The organism is Ruminococcus flavefaciens (assembly GCF_900108555.1).
GTDB lineage: Bacteria > Bacillota > Clostridia > Oscillospirales > Ruminococcaceae > Ruminococcus > Ruminococcus flavefaciens_P.
In genome coordinates this window covers 603629-624994 of the sequence record NZ_FNWV01000001.1, presented here as the reverse complement: position 1 = coordinate 624994, position 21366 = coordinate 603629, and the positions used below count along the sequence as shown (strand labels likewise).

The following is a 21366-nucleotide window of genomic DNA, read 5'->3' as shown; positions in this document are numbered from 1 at the left end:
TAAAAATATTTATGTTAAAAGAAGAAAATATGTTCGATATCTTTATTTTTTATAATAAGTGTGTTATAATACTACTTGTACGCAAATGAAAACATCTGTAGTATTTTGAGGAGTACCATATGACCGATAAAATTATAATTAAAGGCGCAAGAGCCAATAATCTTAAAAATATAGACCTTGAACTGCCGCGCGACCGTCTTATCGTTATGACGGGACTTTCAGGCTCGGGAAAATCCTCCCTTGCCTTTGATACTATCTACGCCGACGGTCAGCGCCGCTACGTCGAGAGCCTTTCATCATACGCAAGAATGTTCCTCGGACAAATGGAAAAGCCCGATGTTGACAGCATCGAGGGACTTTCTCCCGCTATCTCCATAGACCAGAAAACAACATCGAAAAATCCACGTTCAACAGTGGGAACTGTTACCGAGATATACGACTATCTCCGACTTCTCTACGCAAGGATAGGCGTTCCGCATTGTCCTGTCTGCGGCAGAGTCATAACACAGCAGACCGTTGATCAGATAGTTGATACCCTTATGGCACTTCCTGTAGGCACTAAGCTCCAGCTTCTTGCTCCTATTGTAAGGAACAGGAAGGGACAGTACGCGAAGGAGCTTGAAAGCGCGAGAAAATCGGGATTTGTCCGTGTCCGCGTTGACGGCATAATGTACGAGCTCACGGAAGAGATAAAGCTGGACAAGAACAAGAAGCACAATATCGAGATAATCGTTGACCGTATAGTTATAAAAGAGGGGATAGAGTCCCGTATCGCCGACAGCCTTGAAACTATATTCAGTCTCACAGGCGGACTTGCAATTGCTGATGTTATCGGCGGCGAGGAGATACTTTTCTCCCAGAACTACGCCTGCCCCGAGCATAATATAAGCATAGGCGAGCTCGAACCCGTTATGTTCTCGTTCAATAATCCCGTGGGAGCTTGCCCAAAGTGTACGGGACTTGGAGTTTTCAGACATATTGATCCCGATCTTGTTGTACCTAATAAAGAGCTTTCTATCGAGGACGGAGCTATAAACGCTTCGGGCTGGAACAGTCTTGACGAGACTTCTATCTCAATGATGTATTACCGCGCTATATCGAAGCAGTACGGTGTACCTCTTGATGTTCCAGTAAAGGAGCTTAAAAAGGAACAGCTTGACCTTTTCCTGTACGGTACAGGCGACGAGACTCTGGAGCTGAAACGTCCCAACTCACTTGGCGGCGGAAGCTACCGCTCACCCTTCGAGGGCGTTATCAATAACCTTGAACGCCGATACAAGGAGACTTCCAGTGAATGGTCAAAGAATGAGATAGAGGAGTACATGAGCGAGGTGAGCTGTCCTGTCTGCAAGGGAAAGAGACTTCGGGACGAATATCTTGCAGTTACAGTTGGCGAAAAAAATATCAGTGAGCTTACCGATCTTTCGGTAAAGGACGGACTAAAATTCTTCAACGAGCTGAAGCTTTCCGAGCATGACAGCTATGTAGGCGAGCGCATAATCAAGGAAATAAAGGAGCGTCTCGGCTTCCTCGGCAGCGTAGGACTTGAATACCTTACACTTTCCCGTTCTTCGGGTACTCTGTCGGGCGGTGAGAGCCAGCGTATAAGACTTGCAACACAGATTGGCTCGTCACTTGTTGGAGTGCTCTATATCCTCGATGAACCCAGTATCGGACTGCATCAGCGCGATAACGACAAGCTCATCGCAACTTTGAAAAGGCTGCGCGACTTAGGCAATACCCTTATCGTAGTAGAGCATGATGACGATACCATGCTGTCTGCGGACTATATCGTTGATATCGGTCCCGGAGCAGGCATACACGGCGGAGAAGTGGTATTTGCAGGAACTGTGGACAAGCTGCTGAAATGCAAAAACTCCATTACAGGACAGTACCTCAGCGGCAAAAAGAAAATAGAAGTGCCGAAGAAGCGCAGGAGCGGAAACGGCAAATTCCTTACGGTAAAGGGAGCTTCCGAGCATAATCTCCGCAATGTCGATGTGCAGATACCTCTCGGCGAGCTTGTCTGCGTAACAGGCGTTTCGGGTTCTGGAAAATCCTCGCTTGTAAACGAGATAATATACAAGCATCTTGCCGCAAAGCTGAACCGTGCAAAGACAAAGTGCGGCTTATTCAAGGAAATGGACGGCATCGAGAACCTCGACAAGGTCATATGCATCGACCAGTCGCCAATAGGCAGGACTCCCCGTTCAAATCCTGCAACATATACGGGAGTATTCGGCGATATCCGTGAGCTTTTTGCAAAAACTCCCGATGCTAAGGCTCATGGCTACACAAGCGGACGTTTCTCATTCAATGTAAAAGGCGGACGCTGCGAAGCCTGCGAGGGCGACGGCATAATCAAGATAGAGATGCACTTCCTGCCCGATATCTATGTACCATGCGAGGTCTGCAAGGGGAAGAGGTACAACCGCGAGACTCTTGATGTGCATTACAAGGGAAAGTCGATATACGATGTACTTGAAATGACCGTTGACGAGGGTGTGGAATTCTTCGAGCATATCCCGAAGATAGCAAGGAAGCTGAAAACCTTGCAGGAAGTTGGACTTGGCTATATTAAAATAGGTCAGCCTGCTACTACTCTTTCGGGCGGTGAGGCTCAGCGTGTAAAGCTGTCAACGGAGCTTTCAAAACGTTCTACAGGCAATACTATCTATATCCTTGACGAGCCTACTACTGGACTTCACACAGCCGATGTCCACAAGCTCATAGATGTACTGCAAAAGCTGACAGATCAGGGAAATACCGTGCTTGTTATCGAGCATAACCTTAACGTCATAAAGGTAGCTGACCATATCATCGACCTGGGACCTGAGGGCGGTGACGGCGGCGGAATGATCGTTGCACAGGGAACGCCCGAGGAAGTCGCAAAGTGCGATAAGTCCTATACAGGACAGTACCTTAAAAGCTATCTCAAATAAAAAGGAGTATTCTCTCTGCTATGGAGGGAATACTTTTTGTTTTATACCACGGGTGACATTAGTGGCAAAATAGCCGAGTGGGAATGTATTGTTTTTGCATATCAGGATTGCATAATCTATCGTTGTGTGTTATAATATATGAGTTGTTTGATAACACATTGAATATTATTCGCTCATCATTCGGAGATACCATATGAAAAAGGATAAGAAAAAGAAAAACAATCACAATTCATTCAGAGTAATAAGCGTTGGATTTATTATACTCATACTTACGGGAGCTCTTCTGCTCATGCTCCCCATATCATCACAAAGCCGCAGTGTCACCCCTTTTAAGGACACGCTGTTCACAGCAGTTTCTGCTTCATGCGTTACAGGTCTGATAGTTAAGGATACGGCAACTCACTGGTCTTTATTCGGTCAGGCTGTGATACTTGCACTTATTCAGATAGGCGGCATGGGAGTTATTACCATAGGTCTGATGATAACAAGGCTTTCGGGCAGGAAGATAGGGCTTGGCTTCCGCGGTATGATGCAGGACTCTATTTCAGCACCGCAGGTGGGCGGTATCCTCAGTCTCACAAAATTCATTCTGAAAATGACTGCACTCTTCGAGCTTACAGGCGCGGTACTGCTATATCCCGTATTCTGCCGTGATTTCGGAGCTGTAAAAGGCATCTGGTATTCGCTGTTTCATTCGGTATCGGCGTTCTGCAATGCAGGATTTGACCTTATGGGAGTCAGAGAGCCTTTCTCGTCACTGACCTCATACGGGGGCAATATATATGTGAATATCGTCGTCATGCTTCTTATAATAACAGGCGGTATCGGCTTCCTTACATGGGACGATATAATTCAGCACCGCTGTCATTTCAATAAGTACCGTTTACAGACAAAGATAGTTCTTGTAACATCGGGACTGCTCATACTTCTGCCTGCTGTATTTTTCTTCTTTGCAGAGTATTCGGCTGAGTCTTTCAAGGAGCGTGTGCTCCATTCGTTTTTCCAGTCAGTAACTGCACGAACGGCAGGCTTCAACACAGCCGACCTTTCACAGATGCGTGAACCTTGTGCCATGCTTATGACCGTACTTATGCTTATAGGCGGCTGTTCGGGTTCAACGGCAGGAGGTATGAAGACCTCTACGGTAGCCGTACTGTTCCTTGCCGCATTAAGCGTATTCAAGCGAAAGAACGATGTAGAGTGCTTTAACAGGCGTGTTTCCGAGGATATAATACGTACAGCAGGAGCTATACTGTTCATGTATACCACACTCTTCCTCTCGACAGGTATTGCGGTAAGTCTTATAGAGTCACTGCCCCTTATGAGCTGTTTGTTTGAAACAGGTTCTGCACTGGGAACTGCGGGAGTAACTCTTGGCATAACGACCTCGCTTTCTCTGCCGTCACATATTATTCTTATGATACTTATGTTTGCGGGAAGAGTCGGCGGTCTTACACTGATATATGCTGCATTCGCATCAAATAACGAAGTCTCGAGACTTCCACAGGAAAAAGTCACAGTAGGATAATGGATACAAAGGAGTAAAATTATGAAATCAGTTTTAATAATCGGCGCAGGTCAGTTCGGAATACATATAGCAGACCGTATGTCACAGCTCAGATGTGAGATAATGGCAGTTGACAGCGAAGAAGAGCGTATAAACGCGATACTGCCTTTAGTTACAAATGCTCAGATAGGCGACAGCACCAATGCGGAGTTTATGCGTTCTCTCGGTATACCTGATTTTGACGTATGTATCGTCACTATAAGCGACAGCTTTCAGGACTCACTTGAAACTACAGCTTTGCTGAAAGACTTAGGAGCTAAAAAGGTCATTTCCCGTGCTCAGAACGATGTACAGGAGAAATTCCTGCTTCGCAACGGAGCTGACGAAACGGTATATCCCGAGAAACAGACTGCCGTCAGACTTGCGACCAAGGAAGCTTCCGATGATATCCTCGATGTGTTCCAGCTTGACCGTGACCTGAATATTTATGAAGTCCGCGTACCAAAGATATGGAATAATAAGACCATAGCCGAGCTGGATATACGCAAGAAGCACAATCTGAACGTGATCGCAGTAAGGAAAAAAGACCAGCTGGTGCTGCCTATGCCTGATATGCTGCTGGATACAGAAGATGCAATGCTTCTTCTCGGCAATATAAAGGATATCCAAAAGGCGTTCTGATAAGTGTTATACTCATATAGAAACTTTACATGGAATTATCGGGGGAAACCTTTCTGAGGAAAGGTTCCTCTGACGGAGGCGCGCCCCTCTGTCACTGCGTGACATCTCCCCGCACTGCGGGGAGTCACCCCCGTACCCCCTTCCAAAGACTTTTATCTGTTTTTTTCCTTTATAGGGCGCGTACGAGAAAAAAAGACCTGCAAGTATTCAGGTCGCGCCCTATAAAGGAAAAAACAAAAACGAAAGTTTTAGGAAAGGAGTTTGAGGAAGAACCCTTTTTCAAAAGGTTTTTCCTCAATGGCTCACGTAAAACTTCTGTATAAGCACAGCACTTATATTACAGCCCTTTTATTCAGCTTACTTAATTGATCTCCCTGCATTAAGATGATATAATATAATTGCATTATTAAATGATACTGAAAGGACAATGCTTATGAAAAACAATGAAAAGGCTTCCGAAAGAGGCGGTTTCGGTTCAAGGATAGGATTTATACTTGCTGCGGCAGGTTCGGCAGTCGGACTCGGAAACATCTGGCGTTTCCCGTATCTTGCCGCTAAATACGGCGGCGGAGTATTTCTGCTTGTGTATATCGTATTTGCCATAACCTTCGGCTTTGCACTCATGCTAACCGAAATAGCTATCGGCAGAAGAACAGGCAAAAGCGTTATCGGCGCGTACAAGGCTGTGGACAAGCGTTTCTCACCTCTGGGACTTCTTGCAGCTGTGATACCTGCGCTTATCCTGCCGTATTACTGCGTTATAGGCGGCTGGGTACTGAAATATATGTCTGTATTCATTACAGGCGGCGGCGAAGAGGCTTCAACAGCCGAATACATAACGGCATCGGGAGAGAGCGTCCCGTTCTTCAGCAACTTTATAAGCCATTTCACACAGCCCACGGTATTCTTCATAGTATTCCTGCTGCTCACATCTGTTGCGGTATTCCTCGGAGTTGAAAAGGGCATCGAAAAGGTAAGCAAGTTCCTCATGCCTGTGCTGCTCCTGCTTATCGTAGGTATAGCGGTTTACACCCTTACTCTTGACGGTGCAGGCGAAGGTCTCAAGTATTATCTGCTTCCCGATATTAATGGCTTCACACCTGCAAAATTCTTACAGACTATAGCGGCAGCCTGCGGACAGCTTTTCTACTCAATGTCAATAGCAATGGGTATCATGGTCACATACGGCTCTTATATGCGAAAAGAGGACTCGCTTGAAAGCTCTGTGCGTCAGATAGAGATATTCGACACTGTTGTCGCTGTACTTGCAGGTATGATAATCGTTCCTGCGGTGTTTATCTTCTCGGGCGGCGACAGGACTTCACTCAATGCAGGTCCGGGACTTATGTTCAACACGCTTCCAAAGGTATTCGCAGCAATGCCTGCGGGACAATTCATCGGTGCAGCATTTTTCATACTTGTAACTCTTGCCGCACTTACCTCATCTATATCACTTATGGAGACAGTTACAGCAGTTGTTATGGAGAAATTCGGTTTCAGCCGTACAAAGAGCTGCGTCATAGTAATCTTTGTTACATTCATACTCGGTATGCTCTCGGTACTGGGCTACAGCGCATGGTCTGAAATAAAGATCTTCGGAATGCAGATACTCGATTTCTTCGATTTCATCACAAACAATATAATGATGCCTGTACTTGCTTTCCTTACCTGCATACTCATAGGTTATGTAGTAAAGACAAAATACATAGAAGAAGAGGTAATGATAGGCGAAAAGCGTTTCCGCTCAAAGATACTCTACAATGTTATGATAAAGTGCATCTGCCCGATCTGTATGCTTATGATACTCTTAACACCATTTGTCACGGATATATAATGATAAGCTCCCTGTTTTTCAGGGAGCTTTTTGCATGATATCTGAAATACATACGGAGCATGACAGCTTTCCGTTTTGATTATGAATTATTTGTGTATTTATCTATATTATATTGACATTGTGCAATGATTATGATATTATTATATAAATCGTTGCTGATAATAAAAGCAGTACAGATCATAGCTTATCATTTATGACAGGGGAGCAGCAGGCTCGTTTCTTAAAGAACGATTCAGTCATGGCTTCTCTTTCATAAGCGGTATAGATATTTTATAACGAAAGGCAGGTATCATAGTTTATCATGAAAAAGGAATTGAAAAAGCGAATTATTGCTGTATTTGCGGCTGCGTTCATGTGTGTGCCGACAGCAGCTTCTGCTGTAATAGCAAATGCAGAGCAATCACCGTATGGTTCGTATTATGTAACAGATGAAAACGGTGTTGTTTGTACAGCAAATATGTCAACACTAAACAAGGGCAACATGATGTGGTTCCCTGAGTCCATGCTGACGAGCGATCAGGAACTTCCCGTTATCGTATGGGCAAACGGAACGATGTGTGCTCCTGCAATGTATTACGAATTTCTCAGTCAGGTCGCAGCCGAAGGGTATATCGTTGTAGCAAATACTGAGCTGTTTGCAGGAAACGGTCAGGAACAAAAGGGGTCTATCGACTTTATCCTTGCAGAAGATAATGATCCTGCCAGTGTATTCTACGGTAAGATCGACGAAGATCATGTCGGCGTAATGGGACATTCTCAGGGCGGAATGAGCAGTGTTAACTGTGCAAATCTGGACGACCGTGTGGATTGTGTGTTCTCTATCGCAGGAAATTCAAGCAGATCCAGTGCTGCTGATCTGAGTGTTCCCACGTTCTTTGCAACGGGAGACAGAGATCTGATAGTTCCGTCATGGCTGTATGTCAAGCCTGCCTATAACGCCTGCAAAGCACCTGCTGTCTATGCTAATGTCAGAAGCGGTATCCATACAACAGTGTGCAGTGATCCTTCTGTATACAGTAAGTATGCCGTAAAGTGGTTTGACGCATATCTGAAGAACGGCAGCAAGCAAGCATTCCGTTACGGCGGAGAGCTTTTTAATGATCCTGCATGGTCAAATGTTGCTTCAAAACGCATATAGAAAATGAGCTTTTCAGGCTGATGAACAGCAAAGAAACTGCTAAAGCAGCCAACAGTGATAAAATATCACCGTTGGCTGTTTTTCTTTATCCTTCTATCTGCCGTGCGAGGAACTGCGCGGAAGCGTTTATAAGACTCTTTTGCAGATCGGTTACTTCTTTGCATTTCTCACTTGTGAGAAATGCCACAGCTCCCGAAACATCGCCTGCTGTAATGATAGGCAATGCTGCAATGGCAGTCCTGCTGACTCCCTCGGCAGGGAAGAAATTGTTTGTACTTCCGTCAGGACAGAAGAATTGTCCGCGGTTCTCCATAAGCTCTTCAAGCTGACCTGTTACCCGTCTTTCAGCAAATTCCTTTCGCGGTACGCCTGCGGTGGCAACTACGTGATCCTTGTCGAATATGATAACGGGACAGCCTGCTATCTTATGCATGATATCCGCAACATATCCTGCATTTTCGCTCATTTCGCTTACCGCAGAATACTTGCGGAATATGACTTCGCCTTCGCTGTTTGTGTATATTTCAAGCGGGTCGCCCTCGCGTATACGCATGGTGCGCCGTATTTCCTTTGGAATGACGACTCTGCCTAAATCATCTATTCTTCTTACGATACCTGTTGCTTTCATAATAAAACCTCCGAAAAAAGTTTGTGGGAATATTTTGTGCAGTGTTTGAAAGATTATTCATTGATGTATTTGAGCCTGATGATATTGCCAAAAGAATGGCTGATTATTACCTCATTATTACTATATTTCAATGCTGAAATTGTGCATATAGAATATAATATGTAAACAATATATTGCAGATATTGACAAAATATTAAGTATGAGGTATGATTGGATTATGATATAGATCATATTTTTACATGGATCATATCATAATATATTAATGCTCTGAGTGAAAGGGTGATATGCATGAAAAAATGGACTAAACGAGTTATGGCTTTGATAATGTCAGGTTTAATGGTAACAATGCCGCTTTCTGTAACAACAGCAATGACCGCAGGTGCTGAAGATGCCGTTACAGAAGAAACTGCTTTTACAGAGCCTGTAGGGGGAGTGTACGACGGTATCATGTGGTCGTTTGATGGAGAAACACTTGTTTTTGAAGCTAAAAGAAATTATTTTATTGTGATGAATAATGAGTCTTCCCCATGGCTGATCTATAAGGATAAAGTGAAAAAAATCATTTTTAAAGAAGGTATTACAGCTATTAATGGATTTCGTGATTATCCTGAGCTTACGGAAGTTTTTATTGGAGAAGGTGTAAAAAAGATTACACAAGGTTTTGTGAACTGTACAAAGCTTTCTAAGGTAAATCTCCCTGATTCTTTAACGGAAATGACGGATGCTTTTGACAATTGTACAAGTCTTGAAAATATAGATATACCTGCGTCGGTTAAAGATGTTGACGTTTGGTCATTTAGAGGTACTCCGTGGCTTGAGAAACAAGAACAACCTGTTATTGTAAATGATATTCTTATAGATGGTCGAAAATGCTCAGGAGATGTTATAATTCCGGACACAGTAAGAGTAATTGGTGACTCGGCGTTTTGGAAAAGTGATATTACTTCAGTGACAATCCCTGATTCGGTAGAAAGGATTAAACGTGCTGCTTTTATAGATTGTACAGAACTGACTAAGGTGAAAATGTCAGACTCTGTAAAGTATATAGAGGACGATGTCTTTGAGAGATGTGCTAAGTTGGAAGATATTACTTTATCATCTTCGTTGGAAAACATAGGAGGTTATAATTTTGAAGGTACTCTTTGGTTAGAAGAAAGACGCAAAGAAAACCCACTTGTAATTGAAAAAGACATATTGCTTGATGGAAGAACATGTACGGGAGATGTTGAGATTCCTGAGAGTGTTACCATGATAGCAGGTTATGCGTTTTATGAGAACAAAGATATAACTTCTGTTTCAATTCCTGATTCTATAGAAAAACTTGAAAGATTTACATTTGCTTATTGCTCAAATCTGAAAAAAGTTGATTTGCCTGATACGACTGCATTAGGAGGTGGAGATTTTTGTTATTGTTCAAGTCTTGAAAGCATTAATATACCGTCAACAGGCTGGACTATAAACAGTGGAACTTTTTATGGCTGTTTAAGCTTAAAGAAAATAGTATTGCCGAAAAACATTACATTTTTTAATAATCCTGCTTTTGAAAATACTTCAATCGAAGAAGTAACTATTCTGAATCCTGATTTACGTATTACAGTAGACGATTTTTTAACGGGGATTACCATAATAAGCTATTCCGGATCAAAGGTCGAAGAATGGGCAAAGAGAACGGGACATAAGTTCGTGCCTATTGATGATGTACCGCCTGAAACTACCGCCGTGACTACCACTACAAGTACAACTACAACTACATCGACTACAACTACGACCACCACTACAACGACAACGACGACTACAACGACAACTACGACCACAACGACAACTACGACCACCACTGAAACAACTTTGAATACAACTAATACAAGTACTACGATATCTTTTATTCTTCCAGGATCTGACATTCCTCTTGAAACAGGATACCATTGGGAACTCGATATACCTATTTTTGATGAGAATGGGCATTTCAGAGGTTCAAACGCCGTTCAAAGTGTAAAATTTGAGACTACATATACTGCAGCATACTCAAGTGAAGGGGCAATTAGAGACGATATTGATTATCCGACTAACGGGGTTGTTGATCTTAGTAATATAAGAGTATTTGAAATTGTAAACTATGCTTTTGAAAAATGGTGTTATGATGTTTCTAATCAGCTGGAAGTCAAGGATTATGGATTCTTAGAAGATGAAACATTATATGTTGATCTTGTAGCTCCAGCAAATCTTTATTATTGGGCAAGTTATAATGAAGATTTAATAAAACCTCTACGCATTCTGATACCTAAACCCGATGATATAACAGAACCGCCGGTGACAACGACTGTCACCGAAACAGAAACAACGGTAACGACTTCGTCAACGGAAACTACTTCGACTACGGCAGAAAAGACAACTGCCACTACATCTGCATCAACTCTTCCGCAGACGGGCTATGCTAAAACATACGGAGCTATAGTTTTTGCAGCTGCGCTTATGACATTTACAGGTACAGCCGTAGCTGTAAAAACTCGCAGAAAAGATGAATAGTCATAGTTGACAGCTAAGTAATTGAATAACAGCTCAAAGCCTCCTTATACATCATAAGGAGGCTTTTTATATGCATTAAGCTGTATTTTTACTCGGAAAGCTTGCATTGATACTATACGTGATGATATTTTAGCGGAGAGATATCAGTTTTTTGTGGAAAGTGCAAAAAATACATCAGGTCTTGAAAAACAGCAATTTTTGTGCTTGCATTTTTTTATGTCAGCAGTTATAATTAATGTGTACTAAATACGCCGTCGGGCGGTTATTGCCCTGACATTGATTAAGGCGGACAGGTTTTTTGAGAATGGTGATCTGCATATGGCGGACATTTTTGTCAAGCGGCAGATCTTAAAAATGTATTATAAGGAGAATAAAGCAATGAATGTATTTGTTACCGGTGGAGCCGGATTTATAGGCTCAAATTTCGTATTCCATATGCTTGATACATACCCTGACTACAGGATAGTATGCCTTGATAAGCTCACATATGCAGGCAATCTTTCAACACTTGAGCCTGTTATGAAGAATCCTAACTTCCGTTTCGTAAAGATAGATATATGCGACAGAGAAGCAATCTACAAGCTTTTCGAGGAAGAGAAGCCTGATATCGTAGTAAATTTTGCAGCGGAGTCACACGTTGACCGTTCTATCGAGAATCCTGAGATATTCCTCCAGACTAATATCCTCGGTACACAGGTTCTCATGGACGCTTGCCGCAAGTACGGAATACAGCGTTATCATCAGGTATCCACTGATGAAGTATACGGCGATCTTCCACTTGACAGACCTGACCTTTTCTTCACAGAGACAACACCTATCCATACAAGCAGCCCGTACAGCTCCTCAAAGGCTGGTGCAGACCTGCTCGTAATGGCGTACAATCGTACATACGGACTTCCTGTGACAATTTCACGTTGTTCAAACAACTATGGACCATATCACTTCCCAGAGAAGCTTATCCCGCTTATGATAGCTAATGCACTTGCAGACAAGCCGCTCCCAGTATACGGCGAGGGACTTAATGTACGTGACTGGCTCTATGTTGAGGATCACTGCCGTGCTATCGACCTTATTATCCACAAAGGCAAGGTCGGTGAAGTATACAACGTTGGCGGTCACAACGAGATGAAGAACATCGACATCGTTAAACTCATCTGCAAGGAACTTGGCAAGCCCGAGAGCCTCATCACACACGTTGAGGACAGAAAGGGACACGATATGCGCTACGCGATCGACCCGACTAAAATTCACAATGAGCTTGGCTGGCTTCCTGAGACAAAATTCGAGGACGGCATCAAAAAGACAATAAAGTGGTATCTCGAAAATCGTGAATGGTGGGAGACTATCATTTCTGGCGAGTATCAGAACTACTATGAGAAGATGTACGGCAATCGTGCAGAAGTCTGAACTATAAATAAAAAGTCAGAGCATACTTTTCAATAATGTTTTTCGGCTTCGTATATTGAAGCTTTGGTCATTTATAATAAAAAGGGAAAGAGGTCAAAGATATGGCAACGATCTTATTAGCAGGGGGAGCAGGATATATCGGCTCACATACAGCAGTTGAACTTTTAAATGCAGGCTACGATGTAGTTGTAGCTGACAATTTTTCAAACAGCTCGGCAGAATCAATAAGACGAGTTGAAAAAATAACAGGCAAGTCCGTAAAGCTCTATGAGCTCGATATCAAGGACAATGCTAAGCTTTCGGAAGTTTTCAAGGAAAACAGGATAGACGCAGTCATTCATTTTGCAGGACTTAAAGCTGTTGGCGAGTCTGTACAGAAGCCTGTTATGTATTACCGCAACAATATTGACACGACTCTTTCATTGCTTGAAACAATGGAGCAGTTTAACGTCAAGAATATCATATTCAGTTCATCTGCAACTGTATATGGTGAAGCAAATCCCGTTCCGTACTTTGAAACAATGCCCCGCGGAGCTTGTACAAATCCTTACGGCTGGACAAAATCAATGATGGAGCAGATATTTGAGGACGCAGCAAAGGCTGATAAAGAGCTTTCTGTTATACTTCTCCGCTATTTCAATCCTATCGGTGCCCATGAGTCGGGAATGATAGGCGAGGATCCCCAGGGGATACCCAACAACCTCATGCCTTATGTATCGCAGGTGGCAGTGGGAAGAAGAGAGTGCCTTACTATATTCGGCAATGATTATCCCACACCTGACGGCACCTGCACCCGTGACTATATCCATGTTGTAGACCTTGCAAAGGGACACGTAAAGGCTATAGACTATATCCTTGCCAACAAGTGCATGGAGATATTCAACCTCGGTACAGGTACTCCTTACAGCGTTACCGAGATAGTTGATACCTTTGAAAGGGTAAACGATATCAAGGTAAATCACGTATACGGTCCGAGAAGAGAAGGAGATCTTGCAGAGTGCTATGCAAATGCAGACAAGGCTCTGAAGATCCTCGGCTGGAAAACAGAAAAGACACTTGAAGATATGTGCCGTGATTCATGGAACTGGCAGAAAAACAATCCTAACGGCTATAATAAGTAAGGAAAACTCGGGCGATTGCCCGAGTTTTTTATTTGTACTTGCATATTTTCCAAAAATGTGGTATACTATAGTATAGGATATTAAAACTTGGAAAGGCTGAGGATATATGACGAAAATAATGGATAAACTGAAAAAGCTCAGCTATTCTGAGCTTATGATAAAGGGATTGTGTGCATTTACAATGCTTATTTATCTGTACTGTGTTATGAATGTCACGCTTATTGACAGAGATCCCGGTATGCGCCGTCATGTGTTCAGACCATTATGGGAATTGAGCACCATGTTCAGAAGCGGCGATTATCACTACTGGATCGGACAGATAGGCGGAAATGTCATAATGCTTCTTCCCCTTGGCTTTATGCTGCCGATCATGTCTGAAAAATTCAAGAGCATCAAGGCAGCTGCTCTGTCGGGCTTCGCTGTGTCGGTAATGATCGAGTTTACGCAGTATTATACGGGCAGAGGCTTGTTTGAGTCCGATGATATAATGCATAATACCATAGGTGCTTGTATAGGCTGTCTGATATATATTGTTTTGTCTGACAGAATTTTAAAAAATGAGTATCAATGAGATATAAAAAAGTTACCGCTTCCTGTGTGCAGGGAGCGGTTTAACTTTTGATCAAATAAGGAGTGTGATTTCTTAATCAGATGACATACTGATTATAGCTCATAAACAGTAAATTATCAAGATGATAAATGTCACTTTATTAGTGACAAATGTAACTGCTGATTTGACATTTTCGGAAATCTATAATATAATGTATTCTGATATTGTATGTGAAAGGAGCTTTGGCTTGGGCAGTATAAAACGCAGAAAAGGCAAGAGCCGTATAGAATTTCCCGAGGATTACTGCGTAGTCGATATAGAGACTACGGGGCTTGATCCCGAGACCTGCGAGATAATCGAAATAGCGGCGGTCCGCTACAGAAACGGAAAAAAATCGGCTGTTTTCAGCACTTTTGTGAAGCCCGAGCGGCATATCCCCGAGTTCATAACAGGAATGACAGGGATAAATGATACAATGGTGGAAAATGCTCCTGACATAAAAACAGCCATACTTGACTTTTACAATTTCGCAGGAAGCGATATGCTCATGGGTTATAACGTTAATTTCGATATCAACTTCCTCTATGACAATCTGCTGAGATGCCATGGCATATACTTGCAGAATGATTTTGTTGATGTGCTTAGGTTTTCGAGAAAAGTCCTTACACTTCTGCCCGACCGCCGTCAGACTACCGTAGCGGCACATTACGGCATAGAGATAGCAGGTGCGCACAGAGCTGCAAGAGACTGCGAGATATGCAATGCCTGTTACATATGCCTGCGCGATGAGATGCGCAGACAGGAGGCAATATAATGACGGTAAAGAAGATGAAGGACAGGCTCATTGAGTATGCAAATGAGCGTTACGGCACAAAGCCCGAATACCTGTGGGCAAAGACTCCCGACTGCGCAGTATTCCGCTGTGAGACAAATGATAAGTGGTATGGCATAATCATGTGCGTAGACGGCAGCAAGCTGGGACTCACAAAGGGTATCAGCTATGATATCGTAAACGTGAAGTGCAGTCCGCTTATGACAGGCTCTCTGCTTGCTATGAAGGGCATACACCCTGCCTACCATATGCAGAAGGAAAGCTGGATAACAGTGCTCCTTGACGGCACTGTTGCCGAGGAGCAGTTATTCTCGCTGCTGGATATGAGCTATGAGCTCATAAAGCAAAGCGGCGGCAGCAAAAGGCTCAGGACTGATAACAAGGAATGGCTCATACCTGCATCTCCTTCCATGTACGATGTTGAGCAGGACTTTCAGCGTGACGGTATGATACTCTGGAAGCAGACATCAAACATAATAGTGGGAGATATCATCTATATGTACATGGCTGCGCCTGTATCTGCCATAATGTATAAATGTGAGGCTATAGAGGTGGATATACCGTATAAATACGATAACGGTGATTATCATATAAGAAAGGCAATGAAGCTGAAGCTTATATGCCGCTTTGATAAAAGCGATATGCCGCTGACGGCAATGAAAGAGCTTGGAGCAGGTGCAGTCCGCGGTCCGAGAGGAGTACCGCCTGCACTCAGCCGACAGCTTAAAGAGCTGTGCAAAAAGGTCGGCAAATGATAGCGCAAAAGCTGTAAAACAACGTATTTACGCAGTATAAACCGTGCTATTGATTTATTTTCGCAACTATGCTATAATATTCATTGTAAGTCTTATTTTATTTTTCCGTTTTTTGACAGGAGGAACTTTATGCTTAATGCTGATCTGAAGGAATTTCAACTGACTTCTGATTTTGATGAGCTTGTGATCTCGGCTGTACTGGCAGTGCCATCAGGAGATATAAACGGCATTGTTCAGATAGTTCACGGTATGAATGAGCACAAGGAGAGATATTACCCCTTTATGGATTACCTTGCCGAGCAGGGATTTATAACAGTGATACACGATAACCGCGGTCATGGCGGAAGCATAATGGAGGCTGACGATATCGGCTTTATGTTCAGAAAAGGCGGCGAAGGCTTTATAAGCGATATCGCCCAGATAAATAAGCGAATAAGAGCAGCGTATCCGAATACGCCTGTTTTTATGGTGGCAAGCGGTTTGGGAGCTTCGGGCGCAAAGTGCTTCATCAAGGGATACGATGACTGCATTGACGGTCTTGTACTCCTCGGAAGCCTGTATTACAGCCCGTTTTCACCTGTAACAAGAGCAATAAACTCTGTGGCGTCAAAGCGTCCGGGAAGCCGTTTCAGAAGCGAGAAGATATTTGATACTATTGATGACTGCTTAGGAAAATTCTTTGAAGATCCAATAAATTCATGGAGATGCAGCGATCCCGATGTGGTACTTGCATTTAATGAGGATCAGCTCTGCAACTTCAAGCCCACACTCAATGGCTATCAGGAAATGCTGTGGATAATGAGGAATTCTCAGTCTGGGACAGGCTGGCAGCTGAAAAATCCCAAGCTTCCCATACGTTTTATATCGGGCAAGGAAGATATGGCAATGGTATCGGAGAAGAAATTCATGAAGCTGATATCGAAACTGGAAAAGGCAGGATATGACAGCATATCCCACAGACTGTTCGATAATATGCGCCATGATATCCTCATGGAGAAGAACAGCATAAACGTTCATAAGGATATAGCAAAAACTCTGTTTTCGTGGCTTGACCGCTGGAACGAGGAGCGTCTTGAGGCTGCAGCAGAAGTTGCAGCCGAGGTCGCAGCAGTAACAGCAGCCGAGGAAGCACCTGCACAGCAGGAAAACGAAGAAACAGTAAATGAATAAATGACGATCTACAGGACCGCGGCAGTACCGACGGTCCTTATATCGTAAAATGAAAGGATCAATTATGGATATCAACAAGACACTGGCAAAAGAATTCGGACTTAAACAGGAACAGGTAGACAATACAGTCGCACTTATCGACGACGATAAGACCATACCGTTTATAGCACGTTACCGTAAGGAGCTCACAGGCTCTCTCGATGACCAGATACTCCGTGAGCTGTATGACAGGCTCATGTATCTGCGCAACCTTGAAAAGCGCAAGGAAGAGGTAACAAATGCCATTACAGAGCAGGAGAAGATGACTCCCGAGATAGAGGCTGCTATCAGTGCAGCTGTTACACTTGTTGAGGTAGAGGACATCTATCGTCCGTTCAAGCCAAAGCGCCGTACCCGTGCAAGCATTGCCCGTGAAAACGGACTCGAACCACTTGCTGTACTTATCATGGCTCAGGAGAATTCCACAGAGCCTGAGAAGGAAGCAGAGGCTTATATAGACGAAGAGAAGAAGATCACCGATGCTCAGACTGCATTGCAGGGAGCTATGGACATCATCGCAGAGGATATCTCCGACGATGCCGATATCAGAAAGAAGCTCCGTGCCCTTGCAGGTGAAAAGGGAGAGCTTGTTTCAAAGGCTTCCGATCCCGAGGCTGAGAGCGTATACATGAATTATTACGAGTACTCCGAGGCTATCCCGAAGGTTGCAAACCACCGTGTCCTCGCTCTTGACAGAGGCGAGAAGGAGGGCTTCCTCAAGGTAGCTGTAACTCTTGACGAGACAATGGCTACAGATGTTATCTTCGGCAAGTACATCAAGGCAAACAATGCCTGCGGAGAGCTTGTAAGAGCAGCTGCCGCAGACAGCTACAAGAGACTTATATTCCCATCTATCGAGCGTGAGATACGCTCAGAGATGAGTGCAAAGGCTGCCGAGGACTCTATAAAGGTATTCGCAGCAAATCTCCGTCAGATGCTTCTCCAGCCACCGCTCAAGAGCAGTATTATCCTCGGACTTGACCCGGGATATGCACACGGCTGCAAGACCGCAGTTATCGACGGTACAGGCAAGGTACTGGACACAGCTATCATCTATCCTGTAGGCTCAGCAGGAGCTGTTGAGGCTGCAAAGAAAAAGGTAAAGGAATTTATCCAGAAATATAACGTAAACGTTATCTCTATCGGAAACGGTACAGCTTCACGCGAGACAGAGAGCTTTGCCGCTGAGATAGCAAAGGAAGTGCCGCAGGACGTAAGCTACATGGTAGTCAGCGAGGCAGGAGCTTCCGTATACTCCGCATCTAAGGTAGCAGCCGAGGAATTCCCCGAGTATGATGTTTCTATCAGAGGTGCTATCTCAATTGCACGCCGTTTGCAGGATCCTCTTGCAGAGCTGGTAAAGATAGATCCAAAGGCTATTGGTGTAGGACAGTATCAGCACGATATGCCCCAGGCAAGAATGAGCGAGGCTCTCGGCGGCGTTGTCGAGGACTGCGTTAACTCTGTCGGAGTTGACCTTAATACAGCTTCACATTCACTTCTTTCATATATTGCAGGTATCAATGCAACAGTTGCAAAGAATATCGTAACTTACCGTGAGGAAAACGGCAGATTTACCGACCGTAAGGAGCTCCTTAAAGTACCGAAGCTGGGCAAGAAGGCTTTCGAGCAGTGCGCAGGCTTCCTGAGAGTGCGTGACGGAAAAAATCCTCTTGACAATACAGCTGTTCACCCCGAGAGCTATGAGGCAGCTTCTTCACTGCTCAGCGAGTGCGGCTTCACTCTTGCAGATATCGCAGGCAGCGGAGCTGAGGGTATTACAGAAAAGGCTGACAGCATAGGTCTTGAAAATATCAGCAAAAATCTGGGCATAGGCGTTCCTACACTTACCGATATCATCGGCGAGCTTAAAAAGCCGGGACGTGACCTTCGTGACGAGCTCCCCGCACCTCTTCTCAGAAGCGGCGACATCATGGAGATAAAGGACTTGAAGCCTGGTATGGAGCTTGTTGGTACAGTCCGCAATATCATAGATTTCGGTTGCTTTGTGGATATCGGCGTACACGAGGACGGACTCGTTCATATCTCTCAGATATGCAGCCGCTACATCAAGCACCCTCTCGAAGCCGTAAAGGTGGGCGAGGTAGTAAAGGTAAGAGTTCTTGACGTTGACCTCAAGAGAAACCGTATCTCCCTTACAATGCGCCTTAACGACGAGGAGGAGAAGAAGCAGCAGAAGTCCGAGCGCAGACCGAACAACAAAAAGCGTGAGGACCGCAAGCCAAAGGGCTTTGATGCTTCACAGCTCCGCAACAGCAGCTTCCGTATCAAGCAGAAATAAGGAGAGACAGGTATGGCTTTCAGAACCGAGGAAAAGGAAATAAAATGTGCTGTCTGCGGCGAAGTATCTGCTCAGACAGTCGTAGCTGAATTTGCCCCCGATACAAGTGTGCCTGACCTTGATATGCGTCCCAATGAAGAACATCGTTCGTATCTGAAATACTGGGTAAGTGAGTGCCCTCACTGCGGCTACTGCAACGCTTCCATAGATATTCCCGTGCGTTTCACGAAGGAGTTCCTTGAAAGCGATAAGTATAAGAATGTGGGCGGCAGCGGACTTGCTGAAAAGTTTATGAAAATGTCTCTTGTCTGCGAAAAGAACAAGGTGTATGAGGAAGCTCTGAAAGCTTGTCTGTATGCTGCGTGGTACTACGATGACGAGAATGACGGCGAAAAGGCTGCGGAGTGCCGCAGAGCCGCGCTGAAAATATTCGACCTGCATAAGCAGGAATTTGCAGATAAGCCCGATTACGTGCTGCTTGCTGCCGACCTTATGCGCAGGAGCGGCGACCATGAAAGAGTTATCCGTGAATATAAGGGCAGACTGTTCCCGTCACGACTGATAATGGCTCTCGCTGCATTTGAAGCGGAGCTTGCCGAAAAAGGGGACAGCTCATGCCATAAAGCCGACGAGGCAAAAGGCGTAGCACTTAAATAATAAAAAGCCGCACTTTATAGTGCGGCTTTTGTGACGATGAAATCAATTTTCAAAATATAATGTTATGTAACGAGGAGTTTTTGTAGGGGACGCCGCCCTCGGCGTCCCGAATGCTCAAATCTGCTTACTGTTTCGGGCGGACGAGGGCGTCCGCCCCTACAAATTTAATCTTCTGATCAATAAAATTGAAATTTGTGCTATTATTATCATTGACGTTGACAAGGCGGAGAAATAGTGCTATAATCTGTATGAATATTGAATGATAGCAACGGAGGTAACAAAATGAAAAGATTTGCAGCTATTCTGGTTGCATTAACAGCAGCTTCCTGTATTTTTACGGGCTGCGAGCCTAAGAAAAAAGACATAAAAAGCAAAGAGGTAACTGAGCAGAACAGCGATTCGTATGAAAGTGCAATAAAGGAATGTTTTGATGCCATGAATTCTGAAGGCGGCGGAAAAGCGTTCTATTCGTATATGTATCCTGATGCTGCACTTGATGCTATGAAGCAGAGCGGTGAATTCGATGAACTTGTGAAAACATTCAACGACACACAGGCTGAAATAAACAAAAACAGCAATGATAAGTACACATATGCAGGAGTAAAGGAATCAAAAGAACTCAGTGAGAAGCAGGTTTCAGGTGTAAAGTCTTATTTTGTTGAACTCAGTGCGCCATATGTTCCTGACATTAAAGAAGAGGCTCTTGATATAAAGGAAGGCTACGAAGTTACATACAACTATAAGAAAAACGACGAGGACGCAGGCGATGAGACTGTTATAGTAGTTAGTCTCAATAATGAGGGCTGGAAGGTAATCACACGCTGACGGAGGTAATGATGAAAAGAGAGTCGGGATATAACACCAAGCAGAAGGAAAAGCTGCTGGAATATCTTATAAGTAATAAGGAAAAGCATACCAATGTGCAGGAGATAAGCGCGTTTTTGTCCGCAGAGGGCTCCCCTGTAGGTGTGGCAACTATATACAGGCAGCTTGATAAGCTTGTTGAGCAGGGACTTGTCAGAAAGTACGCTTTTGACGGCAAGACCTCTGCCTGCTATCAGTATATCGAGGATAATGAACAGTGCCGCAGCCATTTCCACCTTAAATGTCTTAGCTGCGGCAGGCTCATACATCTTGACTGCGAACATCTTGCAGAGCTGTCACATCATATTGAAGAAGAGCACGGCTTTGAGTTAGATTATTCCCAGACTGTTTTTTACGGACGCTGCTCCGACTGCAAGGAAGATGACTGAGGGGCAGTTTCACTGCCTTTGTGTTCT

The 21366-nt window shown here is 44.1% G+C and carries 17 protein-coding genes; 16 read left to right on the top strand and 1 reads right to left on the bottom strand.

Going from position 1 to position 21366, the window contains the following annotated elements:
* Window positions 1-119 precede the first annotated feature (119 nt).
* The 5 genes from uvrA (at window position 120) to BLW60_RS02645 (ending at window position 8102) form a co-directional block, all read left to right on the top strand.
* Window positions 120-2942, top strand: coding sequence for an excinuclease ABC subunit UvrA (gene uvrA / locus BLW60_RS02665; protein WP_074714339.1), 2823 nt, complete (start codon window positions 120-122; stop codon window positions 2940-2942).
* A 193-nt stretch (window positions 2943-3135) separates the two neighbouring features.
* Entirely contained in the window at window positions 3136-4470 is a 1335-nt protein-coding gene (locus BLW60_RS02660) for a TrkH family potassium uptake protein (RefSeq protein ID WP_074714338.1), read from the top strand.
* Window positions 4471-4491: 21 nt separating this feature from the next.
* Window positions 4492-5130, top strand: coding sequence for a potassium channel family protein (locus tag BLW60_RS02655; RefSeq protein ID WP_074714337.1), 639 nt, complete (start codon window positions 4492-4494; stop codon window positions 5128-5130).
* Window positions 5131-5563: 433 nt separating this feature from the next.
* Entirely contained in the window at window positions 5564-6964 is a 1401-nt protein-coding gene (locus BLW60_RS02650) for a sodium-dependent transporter (RefSeq protein WP_074714336.1), read from the top strand.
* Between the two features lie 301 nt (window positions 6965-7265).
* Entirely contained in the window at window positions 7266-8102 is an 837-nt protein-coding gene (locus BLW60_RS02645) for a poly(ethylene terephthalate) hydrolase family protein (protein WP_074714335.1), read from the top strand.
* 85 nt (window positions 8103-8187) lie between these two features.
* Here the strand turns inward: BLW60_RS02645 and BLW60_RS02640 are convergent, their stop codons facing one another.
* Window positions 8188-8730, bottom strand: coding sequence for a stage V sporulation T C-terminal domain-containing protein (locus BLW60_RS02640; protein ID WP_074714334.1), 543 nt, complete (start codon window positions 8728-8730; stop codon window positions 8188-8190).
* A gap of 288 nt (window positions 8731-9018) precedes the next feature.
* On the opposite strand from BLW60_RS02640, the gene BLW60_RS02635 reads away from it, so the two are divergent.
* The 11 genes from BLW60_RS02635 (at window position 9019) to BLW60_RS02585 (ending at window position 21339) form a co-directional block, all read left to right on the top strand.
* On the top strand, window positions 9019-11253 hold the full coding sequence (locus BLW60_RS02635; protein ID WP_074714333.1) for a leucine-rich repeat protein: 2235 nt from the start codon (window positions 9019-9021) through the stop codon (window positions 11251-11253).
* Window positions 11254-11631: 378 nt separating this feature from the next.
* Complete coding sequence (rfbB, locus tag BLW60_RS02630; RefSeq protein WP_074714332.1) at window positions 11632-12660, top strand: dTDP-glucose 4,6-dehydratase; 1029 nt, start codon at window positions 11632-11634, stop codon at window positions 12658-12660.
* Between the two features lie 101 nt (window positions 12661-12761).
* Window positions 12762-13781 carry a UDP-glucose 4-epimerase GalE gene (gene galE / locus BLW60_RS02625; RefSeq protein WP_074714331.1) on the top strand — a complete coding sequence of 340 codons (1020 nt, stop codon included), beginning with the start codon at window positions 12762-12764 and terminating at the stop codon, window positions 13779-13781.
* 106 nt (window positions 13782-13887) lie between these two features.
* Window positions 13888-14352, top strand: a complete 465-nt coding sequence (locus BLW60_RS02620) for a VanZ family protein (protein ID WP_081348083.1) — start codon at window positions 13888-13890, stop codon at window positions 14350-14352.
* A 226-nt stretch (window positions 14353-14578) separates the two neighbouring features.
* Entirely contained in the window at window positions 14579-15145 is a 567-nt protein-coding gene (locus BLW60_RS02615; RefSeq protein WP_175460861.1) for a 3'-5' exonuclease, read from the top strand.
* Window positions 15145-15918 (top strand): MmcQ/YjbR family DNA-binding protein, encoded by a 774-nt coding sequence (locus BLW60_RS02610; protein WP_074714330.1) that lies wholly within the window; start codon window positions 15145-15147, stop codon window positions 15916-15918. Before BLW60_RS02615 ends, BLW60_RS02610 begins: the two co-directional genes overlap by 1 nt.
* Before the next feature lie 129 nt (window positions 15919-16047).
* Complete coding sequence (locus BLW60_RS02605) at window positions 16048-17088, top strand: alpha/beta fold hydrolase (protein WP_074714329.1); 1041 nt, start codon at window positions 16048-16050, stop codon at window positions 17086-17088.
* A gap of 64 nt (window positions 17089-17152) precedes the next feature.
* Window positions 17153-19429 carry a Tex family protein gene (locus tag BLW60_RS02600; protein ID WP_074714328.1) on the top strand — a complete coding sequence of 759 codons (2277 nt, stop codon included), beginning with the start codon at window positions 17153-17155 and terminating at the stop codon, window positions 19427-19429.
* A 12-nt stretch (window positions 19430-19441) separates the two neighbouring features.
* On the top strand, window positions 19442-20086 hold the full coding sequence (locus BLW60_RS02595) for a DUF2225 domain-containing protein (RefSeq protein WP_074714327.1): 645 nt from the start codon (window positions 19442-19444) through the stop codon (window positions 20084-20086).
* Window positions 20087-20368: 282 nt separating this feature from the next.
* Window positions 20369-20911, top strand: coding sequence for a hypothetical protein (locus BLW60_RS02590; protein WP_074714326.1), 543 nt, complete (start codon window positions 20369-20371; stop codon window positions 20909-20911).
* Window positions 20912-20922: 11 nt separating this feature from the next.
* Window positions 20923-21339 carry a Fur family transcriptional regulator gene (locus tag BLW60_RS02585; protein WP_074714325.1) on the top strand — a complete coding sequence of 139 codons (417 nt, stop codon included), beginning with the start codon at window positions 20923-20925 and terminating at the stop codon, window positions 21337-21339.
* Window positions 21340-21366: the final 27 nt, after the last annotated feature.